This is a genomic window from Luteimonas sp. WGS1318 (assembly GCF_043187535.1).
Classification (GTDB): domain Bacteria; phylum Pseudomonadota; class Gammaproteobacteria; order Xanthomonadales; family Xanthomonadaceae; genus Luteimonas.
This window is the reverse complement of record NZ_CP171131.1, coordinates 1-25,983: the sequence shown is the minus strand read 5'-3', so window position 1 is coordinate 25,983 and position 25,983 is coordinate 1. Positions and strand designations below refer to the sequence as shown.

Sequence of the window (25,983 nt, the reverse complement as noted above, 5' to 3'; positions counted from 1 at the left end):
AGCAGCCCATGTCTGAGCGAAGCGAGTTTGGGCTGCGTGCCGCGTCAGGCGAGGAGCACAGGGGACCGGCGCGGCGCAGCCGCGGCGGCTCGCGTCCGGCGATGGCGGTTTTGCTTACTTTTGACAAGACAAAAGTAAGCCGCGCGAACAGCGCGGAAGCTCTGTTCTTCGCGAATCATTGGAATCGGGCGCCAGCGGGTGAACGAAGCGAAGCAACGCAAGTGCACGGCTTTCGCCCGCTTGCGCGTGCGAGTCCCTTTTTGAGGGACCAAAAAGGAACCAAAAAGTCCCTTCGCCGGACGCGATCCGCCGCGATACAGCCGCGGCGGTCCCCTGCGCTTCTCGGTCGACGGGGCACGCAGCCCAAACTCGCTGCGCTCAGACATGGGCTGCTCTTCGGCCCCGTCGCCCTGCGATGCTCGGCTCGCTTTACGGCTCGAACGTCAAACGCGCAGAGCAAAAGCACAACGGCAACGGCAACGGCAACGGCAACGGCAACGAAGCGTCGCGCAACAGGCCCTGCTTGCAGCGTCGTCCAGATTCAAACGCCAGAGCCGATCACTTGTCCCGACGAGGACCCGCGCATCCGATCAGAAAACGCCGCTCGGAGGTGACCTCTAGGCCGACGCACACCGCGTCAGCCAAACACCCTCATCCCCGCGGGTGATTCAACACCAGCCAGTACAGGCCGATCTGCTTGACCACCTCGACGAACTTGCCGAAGTCCACCGGCTTGCGGATGTAGCTGTTCACGCCCAGCGCATAGCTGGCCTCGACGTCGAAGGGCTCGGTGCTGGTGGTCAGCACCACGACCGGCAGGCCGCGGGTCGCCGGATTGGCGCGCAGGGCCTGCAGGACTTCGCGGCCGTCGAGCTTGGGCAGGTTGAGGTCGAGCAACACGATCGACGGCAGGTCGGCGGCATCGCGCGCGGCATGCGCGCCGCGGGCGAAGAGGTAATCGAGCGCCTCGGCGCCGTCGCCGACCACGACCAGCTGGCTGTCGATGCCGGCCTCCGCGAACGCGATGCGGGTCAGCTCGGCGTCGTCGGGGTTGTCCTCGATCAGCAGGATCGTGTGGTTGCTCATGGCCCAGTTGCATCCTCGTCCGGCACCGCCGGCAGTTCGATGGTGAAGGTGGTGCCGACGTCGGGTTCGGACTGCACCCGGATCCGGCCGCCGTGCGCCTGGGCGATGCGCTGGGCGATCGCCAGGCCGAGGCCGTGGCCCGCGCCGTCGTCGATCCCGTGCAGCCGCCTGAACGGCACGAACAGTCGGTCAGCATAGCGCATGTCGAAACCGCGTCCGGCGTCGCGCAGGCGCAGCTGGACGCGGTCGCCGTGCCGTTCGCCGTCGAGTGCGATGTGCACCCGTTCGCGATGTGCGGAGAAGCGCCAGGCGTTGTCGATGAGCTTGCCGAGCAGTTGCTTGAGCGCGTGTTCCTCGCCCCAGGCCCACAGGTCCGGCGCGATCTGGATGTCGGCCGAGCGGTCCGGTTCGGCATCCTGCAGCTCGGCGCAGATCCAGTCACCGAGCAGGCTGACGTCGACCGGGCCCGGGGAGCGGGGCGGCCGCGAGGCGCGCATGGTCTCGAGCAGGCCGTCGATCAGGCGACCGGCCTGGCCGGCCGCATCGCGGATGCGTTGCAGATGATCCTGCGCCGTCGCCGGCTCGATCGCCTCGCCCTGGGCGGCCAACCGGCGGGAGAACTGCTCGATCGCGCGCACCGGCGCACGCAGCTCGTGGGAGATGCCGAAGGCCAGGGTTTCATGCAGCAGTTCGAGTGTCTTCAGCGCCGTGACGTCCTGCACCTGCAGCAGCGCCTCGCCGCCGGCGAGCGGATGCAGCGACACCAGCAGATGACGGGTATTGCCGTCGCCCGCCGTCCACGTGACCGCGGCGTCCTGCAGCGCATCGCCGCCGTCGCGAAATCCGCGCAGGGTGCCGTCGAGCTGGTCCGCGATCGCGGGCAGCCACGTGCGGTGCGCCGGCGTGCCCGTCAGCTCGGACGGCGCCACGCCCAGCAACGTGCCGAGCGCGGGATTCGCCTGGCGCCAATGGCCGTCGGCCGCCAGCACGGCAGCCGCCACGGTCAGGGCATCGAGCAGGGGCGCGGCGGACCCGATGGCGTCGGGCGGGCGCGGAATGGCGACATCGGACATCGGGAGGCGCGGGGCGGCGGACCGCGCAGTGTAGGAAATCGCCACGTGGACGCGAGGTGGAGGCCGCGTGAACGGGCGACGGTGGCCGCGCCTGGATCGGGCTAGAACAGCGTGCCCTGCGGCGAGTCCGGGCGCGGCGCCGTGAACAGGTCGCAGCGCAGCGGCGGCAGGCGGCCGAAGCCCAGCGCGCGGTGGGCGCGGGAGAACCGCGAGGTCAGCAGATCCGCGAACGGCCCCTGGCCGCGCATGCGGCGCCCGAACGTGCTGTCGTAGTCCTGGCCTCCGTGCAGTTGCTGGACCAGGCTCATCACGTGCGCGGCGCGTTCGGGATAGTGCAGTTCCAGCCACTCGCGCCACAGCGTCTTCAGTTCGTGGGGCAGGCGCAGCAGCACGTAGCCCGCCGACGCGGCGCCGGCCTCGCGCGCAGCGCCGAGGATCGCTTCGAGCTCGTGGTCGGTGATCGCCGGCACCACCGGCGCCACGAGCACCCCGACCGGGACACCCGCCTCGGCCAGCGTGCGCATCGCCCGCAGACGGGCGTGCGGCGCGGCCGCGCGCGGCTCCATGCGCGCCGAAAGCCGGGGGTCGAGCGTGGTCACGGAAAAGTGCACGGTCACCAGACCATCCGCGGCCATCGGCGCCAGCAGATCGAGATCGCGGACGACATTGGCGCTCTTGGTGACGATGCTGAAGGGATGGCGGGCCTCGGCCATGACCTCGATCAGCGCGCGCGTCAGGCGGTAGCGCCGCTCGATCGGCTGGTAGCCGTCGGTGTTGATGCCCAGCGCGATCGGCGAGCACGCGTAGGACGGCCGGGCGAATTCGGCCCGCAGCCGCTCGGCGGCATTGGTCTTGGCGAACAGCCGGGTTTCGAAGTCCAGCCCGGGCGACAGGTCGAGGTAGGCGTGCGAGGGCCGGGCGAAGCAGTAGATGCAGCCGTGCTCGCAGCCACGGTACGGATTCACCGACTGCGAGAAGCTGATGTCCGGCGACTGGTTGCGGCTGACGATGCTGCGCGCCCGCTCCTCGGTGACCACCGTCTCCGGCGCGGACGCCTCGTCCTGCAGCGCCTGCAGTCCGTCCCAGCCGTCGTCCTCGGCCACGGCAACCTGGGTCTCGTAGCGCCCGGCCACCCACGAGGCGCTGCCCCGCCCCTTGCGGGCGGCCGCGACGGGCGGACGGAGGCGATTTGCTGTCATCGCGGCAGTCTGGGGCCCGCGCGTCTCAGCCCCTGCGACGGGCGGGCCGGTTAGAGATGGCCGCTCCGACCGGCATTGCGCGTTGGACAGTGGGACACCCGGGGCAAGGGAGAGGGGCATGTCATCAAAGCATTGGCCGGCATCGACCGGCCCATCCGCGTCGCCGCACGGAAACGCGCCATGGCGACGGTGAACGCGCCGACCGCGCAGCGCTGCGCGATCTGGTTCGGCCTGCCGACGCCGCGCGAGCAGGCACAGCTCGCGGCCGGCGGCTGGCATCTGCGCATCGCCGGCAGCGACGCCAGCCGTCAGGTCGGCATGCGCGGCGACGACATCGTGGTCCTCGTGGCCGACCTGCGCGGCGCCGATGTCGCCCGCCTGGCCACGCTGGAGGGGATGCTGCTCGAGCACACCGATCTGCCGTCGATCGCGCTGGTGGACGGCGCGCAGGGCGACGACGAGTCGAGCCAGCGGATCCGCGCGAGCTGTGGCCGGGTGCTGCATGCCCCGTTCGACCCCGACGGCCTGGCCGACGCGCTGGCCGAACTCGTCGCCCGGCCGCGGCGCGACATCGACAGCATCGGCGGCCGCAGCCCGGCGATGCTCGGCGTGCGCGCGATGCTGCACCGCTATGCCGACGTCGACCTGCCGGTGCTGATCACCGGCGAGTCCGGTACCGGCAAGGAACTCGCCGCCCACGCCCTGCACGACCTGTCGCGGCGGCGCGAGCGTCCGTTCGTGGCGGTGAACTGCGGCGCCATCGCGCCGACGCTGGTGCAGTCGGAACTGTTCGGCCACGAGCGCGGCGCGTTCACCGGTGCGACGGTGCGCCGGATGGGCCTGTTCGAATCGGCCGACGGCGGCACGGTGTTCCTCGACGAGATCGGCGATCTGCCGCTCGAGGCCCAGACCAACCTGCTGCGCGTGTTGCAGGAAGGCACGCTCGAACGCGTGGGCAGCCACCGCGCAGTGCGCGTGGATGTCCGCGTGCTCGCCGCCACCCACGTCGATCTGGACGCGGCGATCGCGCAGGGCCGGTTCCGCGAGGACCTCTACTACCGGCTGGACGTGTTGCGCCTGCGCCTGCCGCCGCTGCGCGAACGCGGCGACGACGTGGAGCTGCTGGCGCGCCAGTTCCTCGACGCGTTCCGCAGCCACCATCCGGTGCAGGCCCGCGGGTTCAGCGCCGCGGCGCGGCAATGCCTGCGCACCCATCCCTGGCCGGGCAACGTGCGCGAGCTGCTCAACCGTGTCCGCCGCGCCGCGGTGGTCGCCGAGCATGCGCTGATCGAACCCGACGACCTGCAGCTGGGCGCGTCCACCGCACGCGTGGTCGCGCTGGACGACCATCGCGACCGCACCGACCGCGACGCGCTGCTCGCGGCGCTGCGCGCGACCGGCGGCAACGTCAGCGCCTGCGCGCAGCGCTTGCGGATATCGCGGATGACCGTCTACCGGTTGTGCCGCAAGCACGGCATCTCGCCCGACGCCTGCCGCTGGGAGTGATGCCGCCGTCCCCGCAGGCACGGCGGCGCGCGGCCGCCTACAGGGCGTAGGGCACTTTCACCGTGAGGTTGAAGTCAGGCGCATCCGGCGTCAGGCCGATGCCGAGCACGCCGACGAAGGTCGCGCTCGGCGTCATCGCGTGGGTCACGCCCAGGCTCAGCGTCGCGGCGTTGGCATCGCTGCCGATCAGCTTGACCCAGTCGCCGCCGTCGTAGCGCGTGCGCGCCCGCGCATTGAGCCGGTCGCTGAAGGAGATGCTCAGACTGGTGCGTTCGTTGAACGCGAACGCCACGCCGGCGCCGAAGTAGAACGCATCGCCGAGTTCTACCCGGCCCGGGTTCACCGTCAGCGGGTTGTTGTCGAGGTCGTCGAAGTCGCGCGCGAACGAACGCACGTAGCCGACGTTGCCGAACAGGATCGCCGGATCGGTCGTCTTGACCGCCGACAGGCCGACGGTCGCCTGCCACAGGCCGTTGCCGGTGGGCTGCTCCTCGGGCACGGCGAAGCGGATGAAGTTGTCGGCGTCGCGCTCGAGCACCCGCCACGGAATGCCGTAGGGCTCCTGGCCGGTGGGCGCGGTCACGCCGACGTTGAGCACGGTTTCCGGCCACGGGCCGCGTTCGCCGAACAGCTTCCAGTTCGCGCTGGCGCTGATGTCGCCGAGGCCCGAGCCGTCGGTCTCTTCCTGCGCGATCGCCGCCGCGGCGCCGCCTGCGCCGCCCTTCTGGTAGACGGTCTTGCGCGCGATGTAGGGCACGTCGAGGTTGAGGCTGAGCCGGGGGCTGAGCCCCCAGCGCGCGGCGAGGTTGTAGTTCAGCGTGTCGGACTCGACGTTCTCGATCGCGATGTTGCCGAGGAAGATCGCATCCAGCGCGAGGAAGCCGTTGAGCGTGACCTGCTTGCGGTCGTAGCGGTTGTAGCTGATGCCGTTCTCGAGCGTCAGCCGTCGGTTGAACAGCGCGGTGTTCTGCTGCTTGACGTCGGCGACGCTGCGCGACTCGGCGTCCTGCGCGCGTTGCGCATCCTCGGCGGTGCCGGCATAGCCTTCCTCGGTGCGCGGCGGCGCTGGCGCCGCCACCGGCGCGGGTGCCGGCGTGGGCGCTGCGGGCGACGTCGGCGACACCACGGGTGCCTGGGAGAGGCCCGCCGGCGCCACACCGCCCACCCGGGCCTGCAGCGCCTGGATCTGCATATCGAGTTCGCGCAGGCGGCGCACTTCCTGGGCGTAGCTCTGCTTCAGCGCCGAGAGCTCCTGCAGCAGCTGCTGCATCCGCGCCCGGTCCTCGGCGGTCAGCGTGCCGGCGTCCTGGGCCATGACCAGGCCGGGTGCCAGCAACGCGAGACCCAGCGCGAAGGCCAGCGGCCGTCGCGCGCGTACGTGTGTCGATTTCAAGATTGCCCCCTCCCGCATCGACGCGTGGTGGTTGTGTGGTGTCAGAGTCCGCCGGCGCGGGTCATGCCGATCGCCTGCATGAGGTTCTGGTGCACGGACTGACTCGCCGGCACCGCCTGGCGCACCAGGTCGAGCTGCATCTGGTTACCGACGCGGCTGCCGTCACCGGTGAGCTGGATGCTCTGGCCGATGGTGCGGGCGTCGATCCATTGTTCGACCGCGCCCTGGCCCGCCACCTGCAGCAAGACGCGGGCGCCGCCGTCGTCCAGCGTCGCGCGCGCCTGGGCGCCGTCGACGCGCAGCTCGGCCGACGTCACCGTGTCGGTCGACAGCGCCGGAACGGTGCCGTCGCGTACGCGCAGGCTGAGCCCGTTGCGCGCGGTATTGCCGTCACCGGCAACCTGGACGGCCTGCACAAGGCCGCCGACGTTCGCCAGCCCGGACCCGTCGACCTGTCCGGTGCCGGCCACGGCCGGCAACTCGCCGGCGGTGATGGTCACGCTGGGCTGGAAACTCACCGTCGGCCGCGCGCCGCCCAGGTCGAACCCCAGCGTCATCGCGCCCTGCAGGTGCTGGCCTGCCGTCGTGGCCCAGTCCGACACCATGGTCACGCCGAACCAGGCGACGCGGTTGTCGCCGACGATGTAGCGCCCGCGCATCGCGCCGAGTTCGGCGTCGGACATTTCCTGGAGGCCGCCGGCGCGCGTCGGCAGCGCCTCGGGCCCGGCCAGGGCCGGTGCGGCGATCGCGCTCGTCACGAGGACGAGGATCAGCCGGCATGTGATGTGTGTGTTCATGGGAATCCTCGTTCAGAACAGATCCGCGTGGCTGAAGCCGAAATCCAGAAGCTCGGCGTCGGTCAGCGGCCCCTGGCGGGCGAACAGCGCCTTCGCGCTCGGGCGCGCGACCGGCTGCAGCAGCACGGTTTCGCGATCGAAGTCACTCGCTATGACGATAAAAATGGCGCGCGACGGCCACGATTCGAGAAACTCGGCCATCGGCACGCTGCGGTTGCCCAGGATCGGATCGGCGACCTCGACGCGGTCACCCGCGACCTGCTTGAGCACGACGAAGTGCCGGAAGCCGCGCACGTCCATCAGCACCAGCCCCGGCACGCGCAGCGCGCGCAGCCGGTCCTCCTCGATGCGGTAGCCGCGACCGCGCATGCCCAGTGATTCGACGTAGCGCTTGATGTCGAGCAGCGAGAAGCCCCGCGCCTGCACCGTTTGCGGATCGGCCAGTCCCATCATCCCTTCGATGACGGTGGCCTCGTCGACGTCGAGCCGGTAGGCGTACTTCAGCACCGTCGCCAGCGCGGCCGCGCCGCAGCTGTAGTCGGTGTGCTGGCGCACGATGTGGCGGTAGCGCGCCTCGCGCATGCTTTCCACGCGTACCGGCAGCACCGCGCCGTTGGGCAGGATGCCGTGCACCTGGACGTCGGCACCGCGCGCCCGGGCGGCGACCATCAGGAACAGCAGCGCCATCGCGACGGCGGCGATCAGACGGAGCATCGTGAAGCCTCGTATGGAAGGAGGCCCCGCGCCACGGGGCAGGTGGCGCGGGGCATCCGGGAGAGCCCGGCCCGGGGAGCAGGCCGGACGCACACCTCGTGGGCGCTTACTGCTCGCCGCCACCACCCGGGGGCGGTGCTGCCGCGCCCGGCTGGGCCACCGCCATCGACAGGCTGTTGGCCTGCAGGTTGCCGGTGCCCGATGCCACGTTCACGCCGATGTTGCCCGACGCGCTGCTGAAGGCACTGCCCGACAGGCCGGCGGTGTTGGTCGCCGCGACCGCCACCCAACGCGAGGTCGTGACCTCGCCGCTGAGCGAGGCTTCGAGCTCGGTGTAGCCGAGTTCGATGAAGCCCAGATCACCCGATTCGCTGCCCTGGTAGCTGCCACGCGAGTCGGTGTCGAACGCGAGACCGCCCACGCCGGTGCGATAGGGATTGCGCACGGCGCCCTGGCTGTCGATATCGAAGTCGGCATGGCCGGTCGCATTGCCCGCCGGATGGCTGTTGCCCGACCACAGGTCGGAGTAGAAGTTCGACTGCTGGTAGGCGTTGCCGCGGCTGGTCGAGGTGCCGCTGGTGCTGCCCTCGTAGCCGCCGAAGCCCACGGCGACCGAACCGCCACTCATCGTGCCGCTCAGCGAGACATCGACGGTGTCGGTGAAACGCTCGTAGCTGCCGGCGTTGGAGGTCTCGTTGCCGGCCGACATCTGGTTGGAGCTCACGCTGGCCTGCGCGTAGGCGGCGGTGGCGACCGAGGCGGCCATCGCGTTCTTCTGCGCGTTGTTGTTGCCCGAGGCGATGTTGACGCCGATGTTGCCGCTGGCCGACGAGAACGCGTTGCCGCCGACACCCGCGGTGTTGGTCACGCCTTCGTTGATCGTGGTGTTGTTGCTGCCCGACTGGTTGACGAACACTTCGGCATCGGCGAGCCCGAACGCGAAGCCCGCGTCGGCGGCCGACAGCGCCGCGGCGTTGTCCTGCACGTTGTTGTCGCCGGCGGCGACGTTGAACAGCAGGTTGCCCGAGGCGTCGGAGGCCACGTCGTCGGCGATGCTGGCGTCGTTCTCCAGCACTTCGTTGAGGCCGAAGTTGTTGCTGACCGACTGGCGGTTGTCGACGACCGCGATCGCGGCCGAGTCGAGATCGATGTCGCCGCTGATCGTGGGATCACCGCTGAAGGCGATGTCCGAGCTCAGCGACAGGTCCTTCTCGAGATTCACCGACACGCCGTGCTCGTTGCGCTCGCGACGGATGTCGGAGCTGACGTTCTCGGTGCGGTCGATGTCCTCCTGCACGCTGTTGGTGCGGATGCGATGGGCCTCGTCGAGGCTCTGGTCGATGGTCAGGTTCCAGTCCACGGTCTGGTCGACCGTGGTGTTGGTCGTCGTGGTGTTGGTTTCGTAGTTGCGGGTGTCGTCGATGGTGATGTCGTGATCGACGATGCGGCGATCGATCTGCGTGCGCGAGGGCCCGCTGGCCTGCGCGGCCGAGGCGGCGAACGCACCGACGGCGATCGCCAGGACGGTCCATTTCATGGTCTTCATGTTGATCTCTCTCTCTTGGTTCACGTGGAAGTTCCGTTGAAGTGCCGGATCACGGACCGGTCTGGACCGACATCGACAAAACGTTGCCGGTGTCGTTTCCCGATCCCGCGACCTGGTTGAGCTGCAACACACCTTCGAAGCCCTGCAGCGCAGTGGACTCGACGGATGCCACGCGACGTCCCGCTGTCGCGCCCCCTCGTTCGAAACCGTGCTGTTGCCCCGCCGACGCGAAGGCCGCCGACAACGCTGCGTCGTCGTCGGTCTCGCGTATGCCCTGTTGCGCCAGCGCGAGCGCCACCGCGTTGAATGCGGAATTGCCGCTGCCGCTGGCCTGGTTGATGCCCGCCAGTCCCGATGCCCCTGCGAAGGCCCGGCCGGTGATGACCGCCGATGCCGCATCGGGCGCCGTGGCGCGGTCGCCGCGTCGCGCCTGGCGGACGTCGGCGCTGGCGAGCGCACGCGTGCCGACGGCGATCGCGCGCAGATTCGTCTGCTGGTTGAGGTCGCCCGCGGCGACGTTGAGTGCCAGCGCGCCGGATGCGCCCGAGAAGGCGCTGCCGTCGACCCGCGACTGGGTGAGATACCCGAGCATCGCGCCGTAGTCGTCGGCCAGCGCCGGCGCGGCGCACAGTCCGACGAGAAGGCCGATCAGGCCCACGCGCGCGCTCACGGACCGCTCCCGCTCGCCGGCTGGCCGAACGGCAGTTGCGACAGGGCGCTGGTGACGTGACCACCGATGCCGCGCGTCGCATTGCCGACGGCACCGAGCGGGCCACTGGTGCCGCCGCCCAGAGCGCCCGAGGCCTGCAGGGCGCCGCCATCGCGGCCGGCACCGCCGAGCGAGGGACCGGCCAGCGTGCGCACCATCGGCGCGGCGAGGCCACCTGGTGCCTGTGCGCCGGTCTGCACCTGCTGCCCGGTGTCGAGCGCGAGGAAATCGGCATCGCTCAGCTCGGTGCTGGCCAGGGCGGGCATCAGCTGGCGGTTCGGGGTCGGATCGACGATCAGGCCGATGCTCGGCGGCGCGGGACGCACCGCGTGGCGCGCGTTGACGTCGCGCAGCAGCACCATTTCGCCGTGCTGGGGCTGGACCGCGGTGCGCGCGCCCGCGGCCCGTGCGTCGACGGCCACGAGCGCAAGGCAGGCGCCGAGCGCGCAGATGGCGGTCTGGACTGGTGTGCGCATCGCATGGCCCCTGTTCGATGGATGACAGGGTCAACGCATGGGCCGTGCCAGTCTTTTTAATCCAATCAATTCAACTGGTTATCGGATCGTCAACGCTGGCCTGTCGTTCGCCGCCGTCGCCGGGGTGTTGCACCCCGGGCACGGGAATCGCGCGCAGATGGCGGCCCACCGCGCAGCGAGCCGTGTCACCTGGGTGCGACAGTGCGATGTGACATGTCGCAGGGCGTCGGCGTCATCGCGAACCGGCACCGCGCCGGTACCCTGTGCGCGGCGCGATCGGCGCCCTCGTCGAGTCCGCCATGTTCGAAGCCGTGCAGCGCGCCTGGGAGGCGCTCGCCACCACGCCGCATCTGATCGCCCTGCTGGTCGGCGGCTGGCTGCTGTACCTGGTGGTGCTGGGCGGCTGGATCGTGCTGCAGAAGCGCGAGCCGGTGGCGACGCTGAGCTGGCTGCTCGGCCTTGCACTGCTGCCGTATCTGGGCTTTCTGATCTATCACGTGTTCGGGCCGCAGAAGATCCGCCGCAACCGCCTGCGCCGCAGCCGCAGCCGCGCGGCGATGCAGAACTCGGCGATGGACGCGGAGGACGGCGAGGCGGCGGAGCTGGTGCGCCTGGCCCAGGCGACGACGGGACTGCCGATCACCTCGTCATCGCAGGTCGACCTGCTGGTCGACGGCGCAGCCAAGTACGACGCACTGCTGGCCGACATCGCGCGCGCCGAACATCACATCCATCTTGAGTACTACATCTACGAGCCGGACCGCACCGGCCAGGTGCTGCGCGACGCGCTGGTCGAACGCGCGCGTGCGGGCATCCGCGTGCGCCTGCTGATGGACTTCGTCGGCTCCGGTGCCTCCCGCCGCTTCTTCGCGCCGCTGGTCGAAGCCGGCGGCGAAATCGCCTGGTTCCATCCGATGCGCTTCGGGCGCGTCTGGCAGCGGCCGTGGACCAACCTGCGCACCCACCGCAAGATCGTCGTGATCGACGGCCGCATCGGCTACACCGGCGGCATGAACATCACCGACGAGCAGGACGAGCGCCTGCGCACCGACGCCTATCGCGACCTGCACATGCGCATGGTCGGCAAGTCGGTCCGCGTGCTGCAGCTGGTGTTCGCCGAGGACTGGGCGTATGCGACGGGCCGCCGGGATTTTCTCGCGGAGGTCGAACAGCAGACGCCGGCCGCCGACGCGGGCCCGGTGCGCACGCAGATCCTCACGTCCGGGCCCGATTCGACCTGGGAGGCGATCCACCGTGCGCACGTGGGTGCGATCCACACGGCGCGCGAGCGGGTGTGGATGACCACGCCGTACTTCGTGCCGGGCGAGGCCGCGATGATGGCGCTGACCTCGGCCGCCCTCGCCGGCCTCGACGTGCGCCTGCTGGTGCCGCGAGTCAGTGATTCATGGCTGGTGACGCTGGCCGCCCGCTCGTATTTCGGCCAGCTCCTCGTCGCCGGCGTGAAGGTCTACGAGTACCGCTCGCGCATGCTGCACAGCAAATCGCTGCTGGTCGACGACCATCTGGCGATCATCGGCAGCGCCAATTTCGACCACCGCAGTTTCCGGCTCAATTTCGAACTCTCGGTGCTGTTCCATGATGCGGACATCGCGGCGCGGCTCGCCCGCCTGATCGAAAGCGAATTCGCGCACGCACCGCGCGTGCATCGCGGACGGCCGCGCCCGCTGCTGTCGGCCCGCCTGCCGGAGGCGCTGGCTCGCCTGTGCTCGCCGCTGCTCTGAGCACCGGCAGGGCGCGCCCGCAGGTGCACGGTGGCCGACGACCGGAGCCGTGCGACCGACGGAAGGGACGGCGGCGGCGCCGCGGCCGGCGACGCACTGGTTTAGACTGCGCCGACGTCCGGCGGAGTCCGTTGCATGCCTTGGCTGTTCCTGCTGCTCGCACTCGGTGCGCTCTTCCTCGCGTTCTCCACCACATCGGTGCCGCTGGCGGCCGTCGCGCTGCTGCTCGCGCTGGTGTTCATCGTCGTCGGTGTGCTCGGCCTGCTGGCGCAGCGGGTCGGCAACCAGAGTCGCAGCGAGGCGATGATGGTCGACCCGGCCGAACTGCGCCGTCTGCGCGAGCAGGCCGACGCGCGTCGCGCCGCTGCCACGCCGCCGGCCGACCCGACCCCGCACGATCCGCGCTGAGCCCGGTCGGCCCGACACAGGACAGCATGGACGGATCGCGCCCGTGACGCGGCTCAGCGTCAATCTCAACAAGATCGCGGTGCTGCGCAATTCGCGCGGCGGCGATGCACCTGACGTGCGCCGCGCGGCGACGGTCTGTCTCGATGCCGGGGCGCATGGCATCACCGTGCATCCCCGGCCCGATGGCCGGCACATCCGCACCGCCGACGTGCATGCGCTCGGCGCACTGACGGCGGCGCGTGGGATCGAATTCAACATCGAAGGCAACCCGTTCGCGCCACCGCGCCCGGGCTATCCCGGCCTGCTCGCGCTGTGCGAACAGGCGCGCCCGGCCCAGGTGACCCTGGTGCCGGACGGCGACGGCCAGCTGACCTCGGATCACGGCTTCGATTTCGCGCGGGATGCGGCGGCGCTGACGCCGCTGGTCGATGCGTTCAAAGGGATCGGGTGCCGGGTCAGCCTGTTCGCCGATGCCGGCAGCGATGTCGAGACGGCCGCGGCGATCGGCGCCGACCGGATCGAGCTCTACACCGGCCCCTGGGCCGAGGCCTTCGCGTCCGACGCCCCGGGCACCGTGCTGCCCGCGTTCGTCGACACCGCAGCGCGCGCACGTCGGGCAGGGCTCGGCGTCAACGCCGGTCACGATCTGAGCCAGGCCAACCTCGCGTCGTTCCTCGACGCGCTCGCCGACGTCGACGAGGTCTCGATCGGCCACGCGCTGATCGACGAGGCGCTCTACGAGGGCCTCGAGGCCACCGTGCGGCGTTACGTCCGGATCGTCGACCGCCCGCCTGTCGTCTAGCTCACCGCTTGGAGGCGTGTTCGCCTCGGAGCCCGCACTGGCCCGCGTCGCTTCGATATCGGCGAATCGAACGGCATCGCCTGCGTCGCATGAGGCGATCTGATACTCACGTGCTCTCCGTCCGGATCGTCCGGCTCCAGTGCCGTGTGCGCCGAGCGCGGTGCCGGATGCTGTGAAGGCCTGCGGAAAGAGGCGAGACGGCGGTGTTCCGTCTTCGCCGCTGGCGACGCAATGCGGCGTCGCGCGACGAACGCGGCGGTTCGCCCTCGACTCGAGCTGGGGCAGCCAGTGCCGACTCGCGTGCATATCGGCCCAGACGATGGCGGTGGCGATCACGCGTGATCGGCACTGGAGACACGCACGACCGTCCAGCCGACGCTCCGGCGGCGCTGCAACCTGTCGGGGGATGCGTTACGTCCGTCCGTTGCCGCTTCACCATTCCGACGGATTGATGCGCCGTGTGCGATGCGTCGGGGCGTCGGGGCGTCGGGGCGGCATCGATCTCGACGGAACGATGTCAGGCGAATTGAAGGTTTGCCGCGGCCTGCGATGGTGTACACGTGCGATGTGGAGAAGACTGCCCGACCGCGGACGTGTGGGCCCGTCAGCTGCCTGGGTGAATCGTGTAGCGCAGCTGACAGGGAAGGTCTGAATCACTGCCGTCATTCCCGCGAAGGCGGGGATCCAGGGACTTCAAGCCTTCGGAAGCCAAAGACGCTGGATTCCTGCCTTCGCGGGAGTGACGGCCAGAAGCGGGAGTGTTCGGACCTTCCATAGGAAGACGACAACGCAGCGTCTTCCATCGGTCCACGTCCTCAGGCCACAGAGGCAGGACCGGTCGATCGGATGCTCGCCGCGTGCGACGAAGGCACGCCGCTGATTCGCCTCGCCGAACCGACCGACCGTCGTGGCGTCGTCTTTTCGATCCATCAACAGGGCGCATCCGGCATGAATGATCGCACTTCGGACATCGACCGGTTCCATCCACCGCGACAACGCCACGATGCGCGCACCAAAGCGAATGGGCCGTCGACTGCGCAGCGACTACGGTCAGGAATCGCCCTGGCCGCGCCAAGCAGCGACGCAAAAAAAACGCCGCCCGAAGGCGGCGTTGAAATCGATCAGGTAAGCGTCGTGCGTGCTGCAGGCCCGCACCGACGGTTGATGCGGTTTACTGCCGAACGAAACCGATCTTCTGCATCTGCGCGTTCTTGGCTTCCGCCAGGACCTTTGCCAGCACGCCGTAATCGGCGTCGCCGCTGGTATCGATCTCCAGCGTCGGCTGGTTGGTCGGATCGCGCTGGATTTCCGATTCCATCATGTTGCGCAGCGCCGAGATCGGCGTCGGGCTGTCGTTCCAGAAGATCTGGCCCGAGCCGTCGATACGCAACCGGATCGGCTCCGGCGGTTCCACCGGATTGTCAGGCGGCGTCGTCGAACGCTGCGGCAGATCGATGTCGATCGGATAGGACGCCTTGGGCGCTGTGACCATGAAGATGATCAGCAGCACCAACATCACGTCGCAAAGCGGAATGATGTTGATGTCGGCCATTGGGCCTTCGCCACCGGATGAAAATGCCATGCGTGTTGCTCCGGTTTACCTGGATTCGATCGTCGCGATGAAGCCCACCTTGCGCATGCCCTGGGACTGCGCAACGTTGACCACGTCCTGGATCGTCCTGTACTTCGTCGTCGCGTCGCCACGGATGTTGACCGGGGGCTGCGGCGTCTTCTGGGCCTCGACCGAGAACATGCTCTCCAGAAGCTGGAGCGTCACGGGCTCGTCGTTGAGGAAGATCTCGCCGCTGTCCGTCACCGCCACCGTAAGTGGCGGTGCGGACTGACCCGTTTCCGGGCGCTCGTCGAGGTTGGCTTCCGGCAGGTCGACCTGCACCTTGTGCGCCATCAGAGGGGCCGTGACCATGAAGATGATCAGCAGCACCAGCATGACGTCGACAAGCGGGACGATGTTGATCGTGGCATTGACCTTGTCGTTGCCACCACCTGAGCTGAAAGCCATGTCGAAACTCCGTTATCGCGGACTGCTACGAGACGTTCTTGATTAGACCTTGGCCGACGGGGCCGGCGGCGCAACGTCGCCGACGCGCGAGCCGGTGGCGAAGAAGTCGTGCAGGTCGTGCGCGAACGTGTCGAGCTTGTTGTTGAGGCCGCGGTTGATGCGCACGAAGAAGTTGTAACCCAGCACCGCCGGGATCGCGACGCCCAGACCGATCGCGGTCATGATCAGCGCCTCGCCGACCGGACCCGCCACCGCGCCGATGTCGGCCTGGCCGCTGGCACCGATGCGGATCAGGGCGCGATAGATGCCCCAGACCGTACCGAGCAGACCCACGAACGGCGCGGTCGCACCGACGGTGGCGAGCAGGGTCAGGCCGTCTTCGAGCTTCAGCGATTCGCGGGTCACGGCCTGACGCAGGGCGCGATCGACGAATTCCGAACGGTTCAGCGACTCGACCAGACGCGAACCTTCATGACGCTGGTGGTGCGCAGCGGCCTGGGCGGCGTCGAGGGCGACCTTCGAGAAGGGCTCGCTCTTGGGCTGCTCTTCCATGAAGCGGATCGCGTCCTGCGCGTTCGGGGTTTCCCAGAACGTGTTGATCACGCGGTCCGAGCTGCCACGCAGACGCGCATTCTTGATCGCGTTGTAGATGATCCAGAAGATCGACATCGCCGACATGATGATCAGCACGATGAGCACGGTCCAGTTGACCGCGTCCATGTGCTCGATCATGTCGGCGAAGCCCATCGACTCCAGACCGGCAGCGTTGGACACAGCGGCGTTGGTGGTTTCCTGCAGCATGACGCTTACCTTCTAGATGTAGTGGTTTGAAGAGTGGAACGTTTGACGCGGGTCAAGCGGGCGTCCGAAGGGGACGCCAGGTATCGGGTGTGACGTGGCCGGATCAGCTCAGGCTGAAGTCGACCGGGACGCGGACGCGACCGGCGGCCGGCTTGCCGTCCTGCATGGCGGGTGCGAACGACCAGCGACGGGCGGCTTCGATCGCGGCGCGATCGAGGTCACGGTTGCGGCTGGACTTCTCGACCGACACGTTGGTCACGTTGCCATTGGCGTCGACGTCGATGACCAGGATGACCGTGCCTTCGATCTGCGCACGCGCGGCGGCGGGCGGGTAGCGCGGCGGGTTCATGTTCTTCGACGAGATGTCGACGCTGGCACCGATGTTGGCGACCGGGGCCGGCGGCGCGGGCGGGGCCGGCGGCGGAGCCGGCGTGTCCATCGGCGACGGCGTGTCGAAGATGACCGGCGGCGGCGCTTCCGGCGGCGGTGGCACCGGTGTCGGACGCGGCGGCGACAGCTCCTTGATGGGCTGCGGCTTCGGCGGTTCCGGCGGCGGCGGCGGCGGCGGCGGGGGCGGCGGCGGCGGTTCGATGATGACCACGCGGGTCGCCATCTCTTCGTCGGGCGCGGTATTCGGCGGATTCACGGGCGCCAGCAGCAGCATGACGGCGGCGGCATGGAACGCGACCACCATCGTGAAGCCGGCGATGCGAGCCCAGTTCAAGCCCTCGTCTTCGTCGTTCCTGTTGGTCGTCGTCGAACGTTGCGTCATGCGGAGAACTCTGGTGAGGCCGGGGTGCGAACCCCGGTGGGGATGTTGGTCTGTCGCCCTTTCGGGCGGCAGGAACCCTAAAGCTTATACCAAGACAAGCTGCCTGCACCATCCATGGCAGGTAGAACTTTTTCTTAACGCGATGAAATGATGCGCTCGGCGTCGGCGTTGGATTTCAGGCCTTTCGCGATGGCCTGACGTGCCGCGTCCTTCGCTTCCGCACTGCGTCCTTCCTGATGCAACACGCGCGCGAGGTTGAGGTACGTCTCGCCGTTTTCCGCGAGCGGGGCGGCCTTCTGCCACGCGTCGATCGCCGGGCCGACCTGGTCGGAGAAGTAGTAGGCCTGGCCGAGCGCCGACATCGTGCGGAAGTCCGACTGCAGCACGTTCTTCTCGAGGCCGTCGTTGATCACCGCGATCGCCTCGCGCTCCTTGTTCTCGCTGTTGAGGTATAGCGCATAAAGATTGCGGTATTCGCTTTCCTCGGTCAGCTGGCCGCTGCTGCGCAGGCGCTCGAACACTTCGATCGCCTTGTCGTTCTGGTCGGTCTGCAGGTACGAGACCGCGAGATTGATCTGCGAGCGCTTGTCGTCCGGCGTGGCCTGGGCGACCTGTTCGGCCATGCGCGTCGCCTCGGCGGTGTTGCCCGATTCGGCGTAGGCGCCCATCAGCAGCTGGGTCCACTGCGGATCGACGTCGCCACCGGATTCGACCAGCGGCTTCAGCGTGGCGATCGCCTCGGGATAGCGCTCGAGGCGATAGAGCATGTTGCCCTTGAGCGCCTGATCCTTCGGGTCGGTGGAGCCGGACTCGGTGAGGTAGCGATCGAGGGTGACCAGGGCCGCGTCGTAGTTCTGCTCCTGCGCTTGCAGCTGCGCGATGATCAGCATCGCCTGGAAGTGGTTGTCGTTGTCGAGGCCACCGAGGTCGATCGCCTGCTGCAGATACGTGGTCGCGCGATCGTTGTCCTCATTGAGGAGCAGCTGGCCGGCGAGCAGCGCGGCGATCGACTTGTCGTATTCGTTCGCACGCTCGTTGGCGAGGATCTCCTCGGCGATCGGCAGGCCCTTGGCGGCGTCCTGTTCGGTGTTGGCTTCCGACAGCGTGTTGAGCTGCTTGGCCAGACGCTGGCTCGCGGCGATTCCGGGGGCCTCACGGGTCGCATTCGGATAGCGGGCCTCGGTCTCCGGCTGGGCCTGGCGCGAGCTGCGACGTTCGTTGCGCTCGGTCGAGCGGGCGCTGCGGTCGGCGCGCGTGCTGCGCTCGCTGCGGTCGCTGCCCGCATCCTGTGCGTGCACCGCGACAGGCGCGGCGAACGCCAGCAGCGCGGTGGCGATCGCGCCGGCCAGCACAGGGTTGGAGAGACGGAACTTCGACATCGGGACACCTCGTTTGGCAGGCGCGATCGCGTCGGGGCGGTCGCGAATACGGAATACGTCGATTATGGACGAGCGGACGCGGGGCGGCGAGCGAAGCGGACGTGCAGGCTCAACCGCAGCTCGGGCGCTTGCCCGCCGCGCGCGCCTGCTCGTAGGTCGGCACCAGCGCGTTCGCACGCGTCTGCAGTTCGCTGATCCGGCTCTCGGGATTGGGGTGGGTCGACAGCCACTGGGGCGGACGGCTGCCACCGCTCGCGGCGATCATGTTCTGCCACAGGCCGACGGCCGCGCGCGGGTCGAAGCCGGCCTTGGCCATCAGTTCCTGGCCGACCACGTCGGCCTCGGTTTCCTGGGTGCGCGTGCCCGGCAGCAGGAAGGTCGCCTGCAGTGCCGCCCCGCCGAGCTGGCTGGTGGATTGCTGCGCGCCCTCGCCGTAGCGCGATCCCAGCAGGGCGCCGGCGACGCCGAGTGCGCCCTGCGCGCCCATCTGCCGGGTGATGCGCTCGTCGTGGTGGTTGGCGTAGACGTGACCGATCTCGTGCGCGATCACCGCAGCGAGCTGGTCCTGGTTGCGAGCGACGGTCAGGATGCCCGTGTGCACGCCGACCTTGCCGCCGGGCAGCGCGAATGCATTCGGGTTCTCGTCGACGAAGACCACCGACTCCCAGTTCAGCTGCTGCCAGTTGGCCGGAAGCTCGCGCACGATGTCGGTCACGATGCAGCGCACGTAGGCCTGCTGCTTCGCATCCGGCGACTGGCGCATCTTGGTCTTGGTTTCGGCGAAGGCCTGTTCGCCCATCTGGTTGAGCTCGGCCTGGGAGACCGCGCCCACGTACTGGGTGCGCCCGGTGGGCGAGGTCGTGGTCGCACAGCCGGCGACGGCGAGTGCGGTCGCGAGTGCGGCAGTGAGCGCTTTCATGGGCGGTCTTCCCCTGTTCAAGGACGACTCTTTTAAAGCGGCCCGGATTAACGGACCGTCAACGGGCGCGCGCGTCGGCGCGCCCGATGGCCGGCTCAGACGTCGAGGTTCGCGACCTTGAGCGCGTTGTCGTCGATGAAGGCCCGTCGGGGCTCGACCACATCGCCCATCAGCGTGCTGAAGATCTCGTCCGCCGCGACCGCATCCTCGATCCGCACCTGCAGCAGGCGGCGGGTCTCGGGGTTCACCGTGGTGTCCCAGAGCTGCTCCGGATTCATTTCGCCCAGGCCCTTGAAGCGCTGGATCTGGCGGCCGCGCTTGGCTTCCTCGAGCAGCCACGCCTGCGCCTCGGCGAACGATTTGATCGGCTGCGCACGGTTGCCGCGGACGATCTGCGCGCCTTCGCCGACGAGGTCATGCAGCTGGCGTGCGATTTCGCCGATCGCGCGCAATTCGCCCGTCTCCAGCGCCGCCAGTGGCAGCAGCTGGGTCACGTCGAGGCCCATGTGCCGGCGATCGATCGTCAGCACGGCGCCGCGCGCCTCGGTGGCGGGCTGCATACCGAAACGGTAACGCGGACGTCCGAGGCCCTTCTGGTTGAGCTTGGCCTCCAGCGCCGCCAGCACCGGCTGTACAGCCTCCGGATCGCTGCTGAGCGGCGCGGCATCGAGCAGCAGCTCGAGCACCGCGGAGTCGTAGCGGTGGGCATTGCGGGTGATTGCGGCGCGCGCGGCCGCGAACTCGAGCAGCAGCCGCTCCAGCGCCACGCCCTCGATCGAGGGCGCACCGGCCGCGGGCTCGAGGTGTGCGCCTTCGACGGCATTGCCGGCCAGGTAGGCATCGAGCGCCGCGTCGTCCTTGATGTAGAGCTCGTTCTTGCCCTGCTTGATCTTGTACAGCGGCGGCAGGCCGATGTAGATGTGTCCGCGCTCGATGAGCTCGGGCATCTGCCGGTAGAAGAACGTGAGCAGCAGCGTGCGGATGTGCGAGCCGTCGACGTCGGCGTCGGTCATCAGGATGATGCGGTGATAGCGCAGCTTGTCCGGGTTGTACTCGTCCTTGCCGATGCCGGTGCCGAGCGCGGTGATCAGCGTGCCGACCTCGGCGCTGCCCAGCATGCGGTCGAAACGCGCACGCTCGACATTGAGGATCTTGCCCTTCAGCGGCAGGATCGCCTGGGTCTTGCGGTTGCGGCCCTGCTTGGCCGAGCCGCCTGCCGAGTCGCCCTCGACGATGAACAGTTCCGACAGCGCCGGATCCTTTTCCTGGCAGTCCGCGAGCTTGCCGGGCAGGCCGGCGATATCGAGCGCGCCCTTGCGGCGGGTCAGATCGCGGGCCTTGCGCGCGGCCTCACGGGCGCGGGCGGCATCGACGATCTTGCCGGCGATCGCCCGGGCCTCGCTCGGATTTTCCTCGAGGAACTCCTGCAGCTTCGCGCCGAAGGCGCTTTCGACGACCGGGCGCACTTCGGACGAGACCAGCTTTTCCTTGGTCTGCGACGAGAAGCTCGGATCGGGCACCTTCACCGACAGCACCGCGATCATGCCTTCGCGCATGTCGTCACCCGACAGTGCGACCTTGGCCTGCTTGGCGATGCCGTTCTTCTCGATGTAGTTGGTCAGCGTGCGCGTCAACGCCGCGCGGAAGCCCTGCAGGTGGGTGCCGCCGTCCTTCTGCGGGATGTTGTTGGTGAAGCAGAACATCGTTTCCTGGTAGGCATCGGTCCATTGCAGCGCGACATCGACGGTGATGCCGCTCTGCTCGCCGGTGACCGAGATCACGTGCGGATGCAGCGGGGTCTTGAGCTGGGCCAGATGCTCGACGAAGGAGCGGATGCCGCCTTCGTACTCGAACAGGTCGCGGCGGCCATCGCCGCGCAGGTCGACGAGGTTGATCCGCACGCCCGAGTTGAGGAACGACAGCTCGCGCAGGCGGCGGGCCAGGATGTCGTAGTGGAAGGTGACGTCGGAGAACGTCGACACCGCGGGCCAGAAGCGCAGCAGCGTGCCGCGCTTTGTGGAGGCGTCGCCGCGCTGGACAGGCGCCAGGGGCTCGCCCATCGCGTATTCCTGATGGTGGTGGTAACCGTCGCGCCAGATGTCGAGGGTGAGCTTCTCGCTCAGCGCGTTGACCACGGATACACCGACGCCGTGCAGGCCGCCCGAGACCTTGTAGCTGTTGTCGTCGAACTTACCGCCCGCATGCAGCTGGGTCATGATGACCTGGGCCGCCGAGACGCCTTCTTCCTTGTGGATGTCGACCGGGATACCGCGGCCGTTGTCCGACACCGAGACCGAGCCGTCCTCGTGGATGGTCACCACGATATCGTCGGCGTGTCCGGCAAGCGCCTCGTCGATCGAGTTGTCGACGACTTCGAACACCATGTGGTGCAGACCGGTGCCATCGTGCACGTCGCCGATGTACATGCCGGGGCGCTTGCGGACGGCCTCCAGGCCGCGCAGCACGGTGATCCGGGTGGAGTCGTAGTCGGTATTGGCGGGGGCGCCGCCGATGGGGGTCTCGTCGCTCATTCGGTTCGCTGTCTGGCCGGAGCGCGGCCTCGGTGGCGCGACACGGCCGGGCCGGAACGTCGCGCGGACGAGGATCCGCAAGGGCGGAATTGTAACACTCCGGCCCGTCTGACCCTCCGGTGTTCCACGTGGAACATGAATCGGACGCGCCATCCCGGAGGATGTTCCACGTGGAACATGACGCGAGCTCCGGGGCGTCACCGGATCCGCGGGATGACGACCTCAAACCGGCGTGATGCGTCCATGTTCCACGTGGAACACACGCGCCTCCTCGCGGACCCGAGCCGGCCAGTGGCCAGGCACCTCGGTGCCGGTGATCAGTACCTGCGCGTTGCCGGGGCGCAGGTAATCGAGCAGATAGGCTTGGTGATGCCGGTCGAGTTCAGAGCCCAGATCGTCGAGCGCGATGACCGGCCACTGCCCGGCGTGTTGTTGCGCGCAGTCGAGCGCCTGGGCCAGGAGGCCGCACAGCGCCGCCTGTTTGGCCTGGCCACGGGAGAGCAGTGCCTGTTCGAGCGGGCCATCGAAGCGGAACCGCCAATCGGCGCGGTGCGGGCCCACGCTGGTATGTCCGGCGGCGCGATCCCGTTCGCGGGCGACCAGCAGCGCGTCGGCGAGCGACAGCTCGCTCCGTCGCCAGCCAGGCAGGAACTCCAGCTCGGGCTGGCCGAGCACCGGCGCGATGTCGGCGGCCACGGTCTGCACTGCCGCCTGCAGGCGCGTGAGATAGGCATCACGGCGCGTATCCAGCGGCGCGGCCGCGTCCGCCAGCTCGAGATCCCAGGCATCGAGCTGCGAACTCCCTGCGCCGGCCTTGAGCAGGGCATTGCGCTGCTTGAGCGCCCGCGCATAGCGGCGCCACTGCGGCAGGTAGTCGTGTTCCACGTGGAACAAGCCCCAGTCGAGGAAGCGCCGCCGGATCTCGCTGCTTCCCGACACCAGGGCATGACTGCCGGGTTCGACGGTGACGACCTTCATCGCGGCGCACAGGTCACCGATCTGGGCGACATCGCCCCCGTCCAGACGGCCGGTCCAGTCCTGCCCGCTGTGACGCAGCCCGGCACGCCGGACGCGCTCCGGCTCTGCAGGATCGTCCAGCCATTCGGCGTAGAGCTCGAGCGCGGGCGCGCCCCGCTGGATCAAGCCGTCTCGCACCCGGCCCCGGAAGCTCCGGCCGTACGCCATCAGGTGCAGGCCTTCGAGCACGCTGGTCTTCCCGGCGCCGTTGTCACCCAGCAACAGATTCAGACCCGCGCCTAGGGCCAGCGAGACATCGCCGAGATTGCGGACGTTGCGAAGGTCGAGGCGGGTGATCTGCACGGCGGTCCTGCGTCGGGTCGAAAACGGATGACGCCCGGACAAGCCGGGCGTCGTGTTCCACGTGAAACATCACCGGCGCCGAGCGCCGCGGGCCGGCCTCCGGTCAGAGACGCAGCGGCATCACCACGTGACGGCTGCGCTCGTCGGTCGCCTCGCGCACCAGCGCAGACGAGTTCGCGTCGCGGAGCTTGATCACCACCTGCTCGCCGCGCAGCGCGGTCAGTGCATCCAGCAGGTAGTTCACGTTGAAGCCCACGGCGAGCTCGTCGACCTTGGTGTCGGCCTCGACTTCCTCCTGCGCTTCTTCCTGCTCCGGATTGTGCGCATTGATGCGCAGCAGGCCGGGCGAGACTTCCATACGCACGCCGCGGTACTTCTCGTTCGACAGGATCGCCACGCGTTGCAGCGCGGCGCGCAGCAGTTCGCGGTCGATCGTGACCTCGCGGTCGGCGCCGATCGGAATCACCGCCTCGTAATCCGGGAAGCGGCCATCGATCAGCTTGCTGGTGAACGTGACATCGTCGCGCTTGACCCGCAGGTGGTTGCGACCGATCTCCAGCTCCAGCGTCTTGTCTCCACCCTCGAGCAGGCGCTGCAGCTCGGTCACGCCCTTGCGCGGCAGGATGATCTGGCGCTTCGTCTGCACCGCGGTATCCAGCGTGGTCTCGCACAGCGCCAGACGGTGGCCGTCGGTCGCCACACAGCGCAGGCGGGTGTCGCCGAGATCGAACAGCAGGCCGTTGAGGTAATACCGCACGTCCTGCTGCGCCATCGCGAACGCGGTGCGTTCGATCAGCTCCTTCAGCGCGGCCTCGGGCACGGCGATCGTTTCGGTGGCTTCGACCTCGTCGACCGACGGGAAGTCGCCCGCCGGCAGGCTCGACAGCGTGAACCGGCTGCGGCCGGCCTGCACCGTGATCTTGTCGCCGGACTGCGAGATGCCGACCTTGCTGCCGTCGGGCAGTGCACGAACGATGTCGAACAGCTTGCGGGCCGGAATCGTGGTCTCGCCGTCCTGCGCGTCGTCGACGGCGCGGCGCGAGACCATCTCGACTTCGAGGTCGGTGCCGGTCAGCGAGAGCTGGCCGTCGGAGACCTGCACCAGCAGGTTGGCCAGCACGGGCAGGGTCTGCCGGCGTTCGACGACATTGACGACCTGAGCCAGCGGCTTCAGCAGAGTTTCGCGTTGCAGACTGAAACGCATGTCGGTGTTATCCCCTTGTCCCGTGCTTTTATAAAAAGGATATAAATCTAAAAATGGTGGTGCTGGGTGAGGCCAGAATCGGGTGATATCTACTTCAAGTCTATGATTCAAAACGCTTTTTGAGTGGGTCAAACCCGGTGGATAGTGGGGTCGGCATCAGGGGATGATCCTGTGGACAACCTGGAGGCCCCGAAGTTGTCCACACCCTGTCCACCTGCCGTCCCGATCTTGTACACGCACCGGTTGTGCGCAGCTTACTCGCTGAGCTTGCGGATGAGCTTGTCCCAATCCTCGCGCAATTTGCCGTCGCTTTCGATCAGGGTGCGGATCTGCCGACAGGCGTGCAGCACGGTCGTATGGTCGCGCCCGGCGAACGCATCGCCGATCTCCGGCAGGCTGTGTTCGGTGAGTTCCTTCGACAGCGCCATCGCGACCTGCCGGGGACGCGCCAGCGAGCGTGTGCGGCGCTTGGACAGTAGATCCTTGATCTGCAGGCCGTAATAGTCGGCGACCACCTTCTGGATGTTGGCGATGCTGATCGCCTGCTGCTGGGCGCGCAGCAGGTCACGCAGCGTCTCCTGGGCGAACTCGACGGTGATTGCACGGCCCATGAAGTTCGCGCGCGCAGCCAGCGTATTGAGCGCACCCTCGAGATCGCGCACGTTCGAGTGCATCTTCTTGGCCAGCAGGAACGCCACGTCGTCCGGCACCTGGGTACCGCGTTCGGCCGCCTTGGCCAGCACGATCGCCGCGCGGGTCTCGAAATCGGGCGGATCGATCGCCACCGACAGGCCCCAGGCCAGGCGCGACTTGAGCCGCGGCTCCAGGCCGTCGACCTCACGCGGGTAGCGGTCGCAGGTCATGATGATCTGCTGCTTGCTGTCGAACAGCGTATTGAAGGTGTGGAAGAACTCTTCCTGGGTGCGGTCCTTGCCGGCGAAGAACTGGATGTCGTCGATAAGCAGCGCGTCGATCTGGCGGAACTGGCGCTTGAACTGGTCCGAGGTCTTTTCCTGGATCGAGCGGAAGAACGCGCTGTAGAACTCCTCCGAACGCAGATAGAGCACGCGCGCACGGGGATTGGCCTGGCGCATCGCGTTGCCGGCGGCGAACATCAGGTGGGTCTTGCCCAGGCCCGTGCCGCCGTAGAGCAGCAGCGGGTTGTGGGCACGGTCGCCCGGCTTGAGCGCGGCCTGCCAGGCGGCGGCGCGGCCCATCTGGTTGCTGCGGCCCTCGACGAAGTTGTCGAAGGTGTAATGGCTGTCCATGTTGCCGGCGAAGGCTTCGATCGGCGCAGCGGCCGACGGGCGCAGATCCGCCGCGGTCACCGAGGCCGCGGGCGCCGGGGCACGCGGCAGGGAACCGACCTGCAGACTGACGTCGGCGGTGCCGGCGAAATGTTCCAGCAGCTCGCGGATACGCGGCATGTACCGCGCCTGGACCTCGTCGCGGACGAACGCATTGGGCGCGTAGAGCACCGTGCTGTTGGCATCGGCACGGGCTTGCAGCGGCTTGAGCCAGGTGTGGACATCCTCGGCCGGAAACTCGGCTTCGAGGCGTTGGAGGCAGCGGGGCCAGACATCCAT

At 68.5% G+C, this 25,983-nt stretch carries 23 protein-coding genes; 4 read left to right on the top strand and 19 right to left on the bottom strand.

The annotated features are described in order from the left end of the window. Positions 1 to 651: 651 nt before the first annotated feature. From ACF3M1_RS00115 to ACF3M1_RS00105, 3 genes are all read right to left on the bottom strand, one after another. Positions 652 to 1,086, bottom strand: coding sequence for a response regulator (locus tag ACF3M1_RS00115; RefSeq protein WP_394002780.1), 435 nt, complete (start codon positions 1,084 to 1,086; stop codon positions 652 to 654). Further along, the gene (locus ACF3M1_RS00110; RefSeq protein WP_394002778.1) at positions 1,083 to 2,159 is read right to left on the bottom strand and encodes an ATP-binding protein; all 1,077 of its coding nucleotides are present in this window, start codon (positions 2,157 to 2,159) and stop codon (positions 1,083 to 1,085) included. Before ACF3M1_RS00110 ends, ACF3M1_RS00115 begins: the two co-directional genes overlap by 4 nt. A 101-nt stretch (positions 2,160 to 2,260) precedes the next feature. After that, the gene (locus tag ACF3M1_RS00105) at positions 2,261 to 3,358 is read right to left on the bottom strand and encodes a PA0069 family radical SAM protein (RefSeq protein ID WP_394002776.1); all 1,098 of its coding nucleotides are present in this window, start codon (positions 3,356 to 3,358) and stop codon (positions 2,261 to 2,263) included. A gap of 180 nt (positions 3,359 to 3,538) precedes the next feature. On the opposite strand from ACF3M1_RS00105, the gene ACF3M1_RS00100 reads away from it, so the two are divergent. Continuing rightward, positions 3,539 to 4,864: a sigma-54 interaction domain-containing protein gene (locus ACF3M1_RS00100; protein WP_394002774.1), complete on the top strand. Its 1,326-nt coding sequence runs from the start codon at positions 3,539 to 3,541 to the stop codon at positions 4,862 to 4,864. Between the two features lie 37 nt (positions 4,865 to 4,901). Here the strand turns inward: ACF3M1_RS00100 and ACF3M1_RS00095 are convergent, their stop codons facing one another. From ACF3M1_RS00095 to ACF3M1_RS00070, 6 genes are all read right to left on the bottom strand, one after another. Continuing rightward, positions 4,902 to 6,179 carry a hypothetical protein gene (locus tag ACF3M1_RS00095; RefSeq protein ID WP_394005316.1) on the bottom strand — a complete coding sequence of 426 codons (1,278 nt, stop codon included), beginning with the start codon at positions 6,177 to 6,179 and terminating at the stop codon, positions 4,902 to 4,904. Positions 6,180 to 6,298: 119 nt separating this feature from the next. Beyond that, on the bottom strand, positions 6,299 to 7,054 hold the full coding sequence (locus tag ACF3M1_RS00090) for a hypothetical protein (protein ID WP_394002772.1): 756 nt from the start codon (positions 7,052 to 7,054) through the stop codon (positions 6,299 to 6,301). A 12-nt stretch (positions 7,055 to 7,066) separates the two neighbouring features. After that, positions 7,067 to 7,723: a C39 family peptidase gene (locus tag ACF3M1_RS00085; RefSeq protein WP_394005315.1), complete on the bottom strand. Its 657-nt coding sequence runs from the start codon at positions 7,721 to 7,723 to the stop codon at positions 7,067 to 7,069. A 151-nt stretch (positions 7,724 to 7,874) separates the two neighbouring features. Beyond that, the gene (locus ACF3M1_RS00080; RefSeq protein ID WP_394005314.1) at positions 7,875 to 9,314 is read right to left on the bottom strand and encodes an adhesin; all 1,440 of its coding nucleotides are present in this window, start codon (positions 9,312 to 9,314) and stop codon (positions 7,875 to 7,877) included. Positions 9,315 to 9,363: 49 nt separating this feature from the next. Further along, entirely contained in the window at positions 9,364 to 9,984 is a 621-nt protein-coding gene (locus ACF3M1_RS00075; protein WP_394002771.1) for a hypothetical protein, read from the bottom strand. Continuing rightward, a complete protein-coding gene (locus ACF3M1_RS00070; RefSeq protein ID WP_394002769.1) occupies positions 9,981 to 10,499 on the bottom strand; it encodes a hypothetical protein in 519 nt (172 codons plus the stop codon). Before ACF3M1_RS00070 ends, ACF3M1_RS00075 begins: the two co-directional genes overlap by 4 nt. 299 nt (positions 10,500 to 10,798) lie before the next feature. Between ACF3M1_RS00070 and cls the strand changes: the two genes are divergently transcribed. The 3 genes from cls to ACF3M1_RS00055 all read left to right on the top strand — a co-directional run bounded on the left by cls (position 10,799) and on the right by ACF3M1_RS00055 (position 13,451). Beyond that, positions 10,799 to 12,241 carry a cardiolipin synthase gene (gene cls, locus ACF3M1_RS00065; protein ID WP_394002767.1) on the top strand — a complete coding sequence of 481 codons (1,443 nt, stop codon included), beginning with the start codon at positions 10,799 to 10,801 and terminating at the stop codon, positions 12,239 to 12,241. A gap of 135 nt (positions 12,242 to 12,376) precedes the next feature. Continuing rightward, positions 12,377 to 12,649, top strand: a complete 273-nt coding sequence (locus ACF3M1_RS00060; RefSeq protein ID WP_394002765.1) for a hypothetical protein — start codon at positions 12,377 to 12,379, stop codon at positions 12,647 to 12,649. A 43-nt stretch (positions 12,650 to 12,692) separates the two neighbouring features. Then, positions 12,693 to 13,451, top strand: coding sequence for a pyridoxine 5'-phosphate synthase (locus tag ACF3M1_RS00055; RefSeq protein ID WP_394002764.1), 759 nt, complete (start codon positions 12,693 to 12,695; stop codon positions 13,449 to 13,451). 1,171 nt (positions 13,452 to 14,622) lie between these two features. Here the strand turns inward: ACF3M1_RS00055 and ACF3M1_RS00050 are convergent. From ACF3M1_RS00050 to dnaA, 10 genes are all read right to left on the bottom strand, one after another. Next, a complete protein-coding gene (locus tag ACF3M1_RS00050; protein WP_394002762.1) occupies positions 14,623 to 15,033 on the bottom strand; it encodes an ExbD/TolR family protein in 411 nt (136 codons plus the stop codon). Positions 15,034 to 15,048: 15 nt separating this feature from the next. Continuing rightward, on the bottom strand, positions 15,049 to 15,471 hold the full coding sequence (locus ACF3M1_RS00045; RefSeq protein ID WP_394002760.1) for an ExbD/TolR family protein: 423 nt from the start codon (positions 15,469 to 15,471) through the stop codon (positions 15,049 to 15,051). Positions 15,472 to 15,513: 42 nt separating this feature from the next. After that, positions 15,514 to 16,272: a MotA/TolQ/ExbB proton channel family protein gene (locus ACF3M1_RS00040; RefSeq protein WP_394002758.1), complete on the bottom strand. Its 759-nt coding sequence runs from the start codon at positions 16,270 to 16,272 to the stop codon at positions 15,514 to 15,516. A 103-nt stretch (positions 16,273 to 16,375) separates the two neighbouring features. Next, entirely contained in the window at positions 16,376 to 17,044 is a 669-nt protein-coding gene (locus tag ACF3M1_RS00035) for an energy transducer TonB (protein ID WP_394002756.1), read from the bottom strand. Positions 17,045 to 17,178: 134 nt separating this feature from the next. Beyond that, positions 17,179 to 18,423 carry a tetratricopeptide repeat protein gene (locus tag ACF3M1_RS00030; protein WP_394002755.1) on the bottom strand — a complete coding sequence of 415 codons (1,245 nt, stop codon included), beginning with the start codon at positions 18,421 to 18,423 and terminating at the stop codon, positions 17,179 to 17,181. Between the two features lie 109 nt (positions 18,424 to 18,532). Further along, a complete protein-coding gene (locus ACF3M1_RS00025) occupies positions 18,533 to 19,342 on the bottom strand; it encodes a M48 family metallopeptidase (protein WP_394002753.1) in 810 nt (269 codons plus the stop codon). A 95-nt stretch (positions 19,343 to 19,437) separates the two neighbouring features. After that, positions 19,438 to 21,873 (bottom strand): DNA topoisomerase (ATP-hydrolyzing) subunit B, encoded by a 2,436-nt coding sequence (gene gyrB, locus ACF3M1_RS00020; protein WP_394002751.1) that lies wholly within the window; start codon positions 21,871 to 21,873, stop codon positions 19,438 to 19,440. A 222-nt stretch (positions 21,874 to 22,095) separates the two neighbouring features. Beyond that, positions 22,096 to 23,193, bottom strand: coding sequence for a DNA replication/repair protein RecF (recF, locus tag ACF3M1_RS00015; RefSeq protein ID WP_394002749.1), 1,098 nt, complete (start codon positions 23,191 to 23,193; stop codon positions 22,096 to 22,098). 103 nt (positions 23,194 to 23,296) lie between these two features. Beyond that, positions 23,297 to 24,397: a DNA polymerase III subunit beta gene (gene dnaN, locus ACF3M1_RS00010; RefSeq protein ID WP_394002747.1), complete on the bottom strand. Its 1,101-nt coding sequence runs from the start codon at positions 24,395 to 24,397 to the stop codon at positions 23,297 to 23,299. Positions 24,398 to 24,651: 254 nt separating this feature from the next. Further along, positions 24,652 to 25,983 carry a chromosomal replication initiator protein DnaA gene (gene dnaA, locus ACF3M1_RS00005; protein WP_394002745.1) on the bottom strand — a complete coding sequence of 444 codons (1,332 nt, stop codon included), beginning with the start codon at positions 25,981 to 25,983 and terminating at the stop codon, positions 24,652 to 24,654.

Coding starts and splice junctions, on each gene's coding strand:
- ACF3M1_RS00090 (WP_394002772.1), bottom strand. CDS start 7,054: ATGAACACACACATCACATGCCGGCTGATCCTCGTCCTCGTGACGAGC.
- ACF3M1_RS00025 (WP_394002753.1), bottom strand. CDS start 19,342: ATGAAAGCGCTCACTGCCGCACTCGCGACCGCACTCGCCGTCGCCGGC.
- ACF3M1_RS00070 (WP_394002769.1), bottom strand. CDS start 10,499: ATGCGCACACCAGTCCAGACCGCCATCTGCGCGCTCGGCGCCTGCCTT.
- ACF3M1_RS00060 (WP_394002765.1), top strand. CDS start 12,377: ATGCCTTGGCTGTTCCTGCTGCTCGCACTCGGTGCGCTCTTCCTCGCG.
- gyrB (WP_394002751.1), bottom strand. CDS start 21,873: ATGAGCGACGAGACCCCCATCGGCGGCGCCCCCGCCAATACCGACTAC.
- ACF3M1_RS00115 (WP_394002780.1), bottom strand. CDS start 1,086: ATGAGCAACCACACGATCCTGCTGATCGAGGACAACCCCGACGACGCC.
- ACF3M1_RS00085 (WP_394005315.1), bottom strand. CDS start 7,723: ATGGTCGCCGCCCGGGCGCGCGGTGCCGACGTCCAGGTGCACGGCATC.
- ACF3M1_RS00100 (WP_394002774.1), top strand. CDS start 3,539: ATGGCGACGGTGAACGCGCCGACCGCGCAGCGCTGCGCGATCTGGTTC.
- dnaN (WP_394002747.1), bottom strand. CDS start 24,397: ATGCGTTTCAGTCTGCAACGCGAAACTCTGCTGAAGCCGCTGGCTCAG.
- ACF3M1_RS00050 (WP_394002762.1), bottom strand. CDS start 15,033: ATGGCATTTTCATCCGGTGGCGAAGGCCCAATGGCCGACATCAACATC.
- cls (WP_394002767.1), top strand. CDS start 10,799: ATGTTCGAAGCCGTGCAGCGCGCCTGGGAGGCGCTCGCCACCACGCCG.
- ACF3M1_RS00035 (WP_394002756.1), bottom strand. CDS start 17,044: ATGACGCAACGTTCGACGACGACCAACAGGAACGACGAAGACGAGGGC.
- ACF3M1_RS00095 (WP_394005316.1), bottom strand. CDS start 6,179: ATGGCCCAGGACGCCGGCACGCTGACCGCCGAGGACCGGGCGCGGATG.
- ACF3M1_RS00105 (WP_394002776.1), bottom strand. CDS start 3,358: ATGACAGCAAATCGCCTCCGTCCGCCCGTCGCGGCCGCCCGCAAGGGG.
- ACF3M1_RS00110 (WP_394002778.1), bottom strand. CDS start 2,159: ATGTCCGATGTCGCCATTCCGCGCCCGCCCGACGCCATCGGGTCCGCC.
- ACF3M1_RS00040 (WP_394002758.1), bottom strand. CDS start 16,272: ATGCTGCAGGAAACCACCAACGCCGCTGTGTCCAACGCTGCCGGTCTG.
- dnaA (WP_394002745.1), bottom strand. CDS start 25,983: ATGGATGTCTGGCCCCGCTGCCTCCAACGCCTCGAAGCCGAGTTTCCG.
- ACF3M1_RS00045 (WP_394002760.1), bottom strand. CDS start 15,471: ATGGCTTTCAGCTCAGGTGGTGGCAACGACAAGGTCAATGCCACGATC.
- ACF3M1_RS00030 (WP_394002755.1), bottom strand. CDS start 18,423: ATGTCGAAGTTCCGTCTCTCCAACCCTGTGCTGGCCGGCGCGATCGCC.
- ACF3M1_RS00080 (WP_394005314.1), bottom strand. CDS start 9,314: ATGAAGACCATGAAATGGACCGTCCTGGCGATCGCCGTCGGTGCGTTC.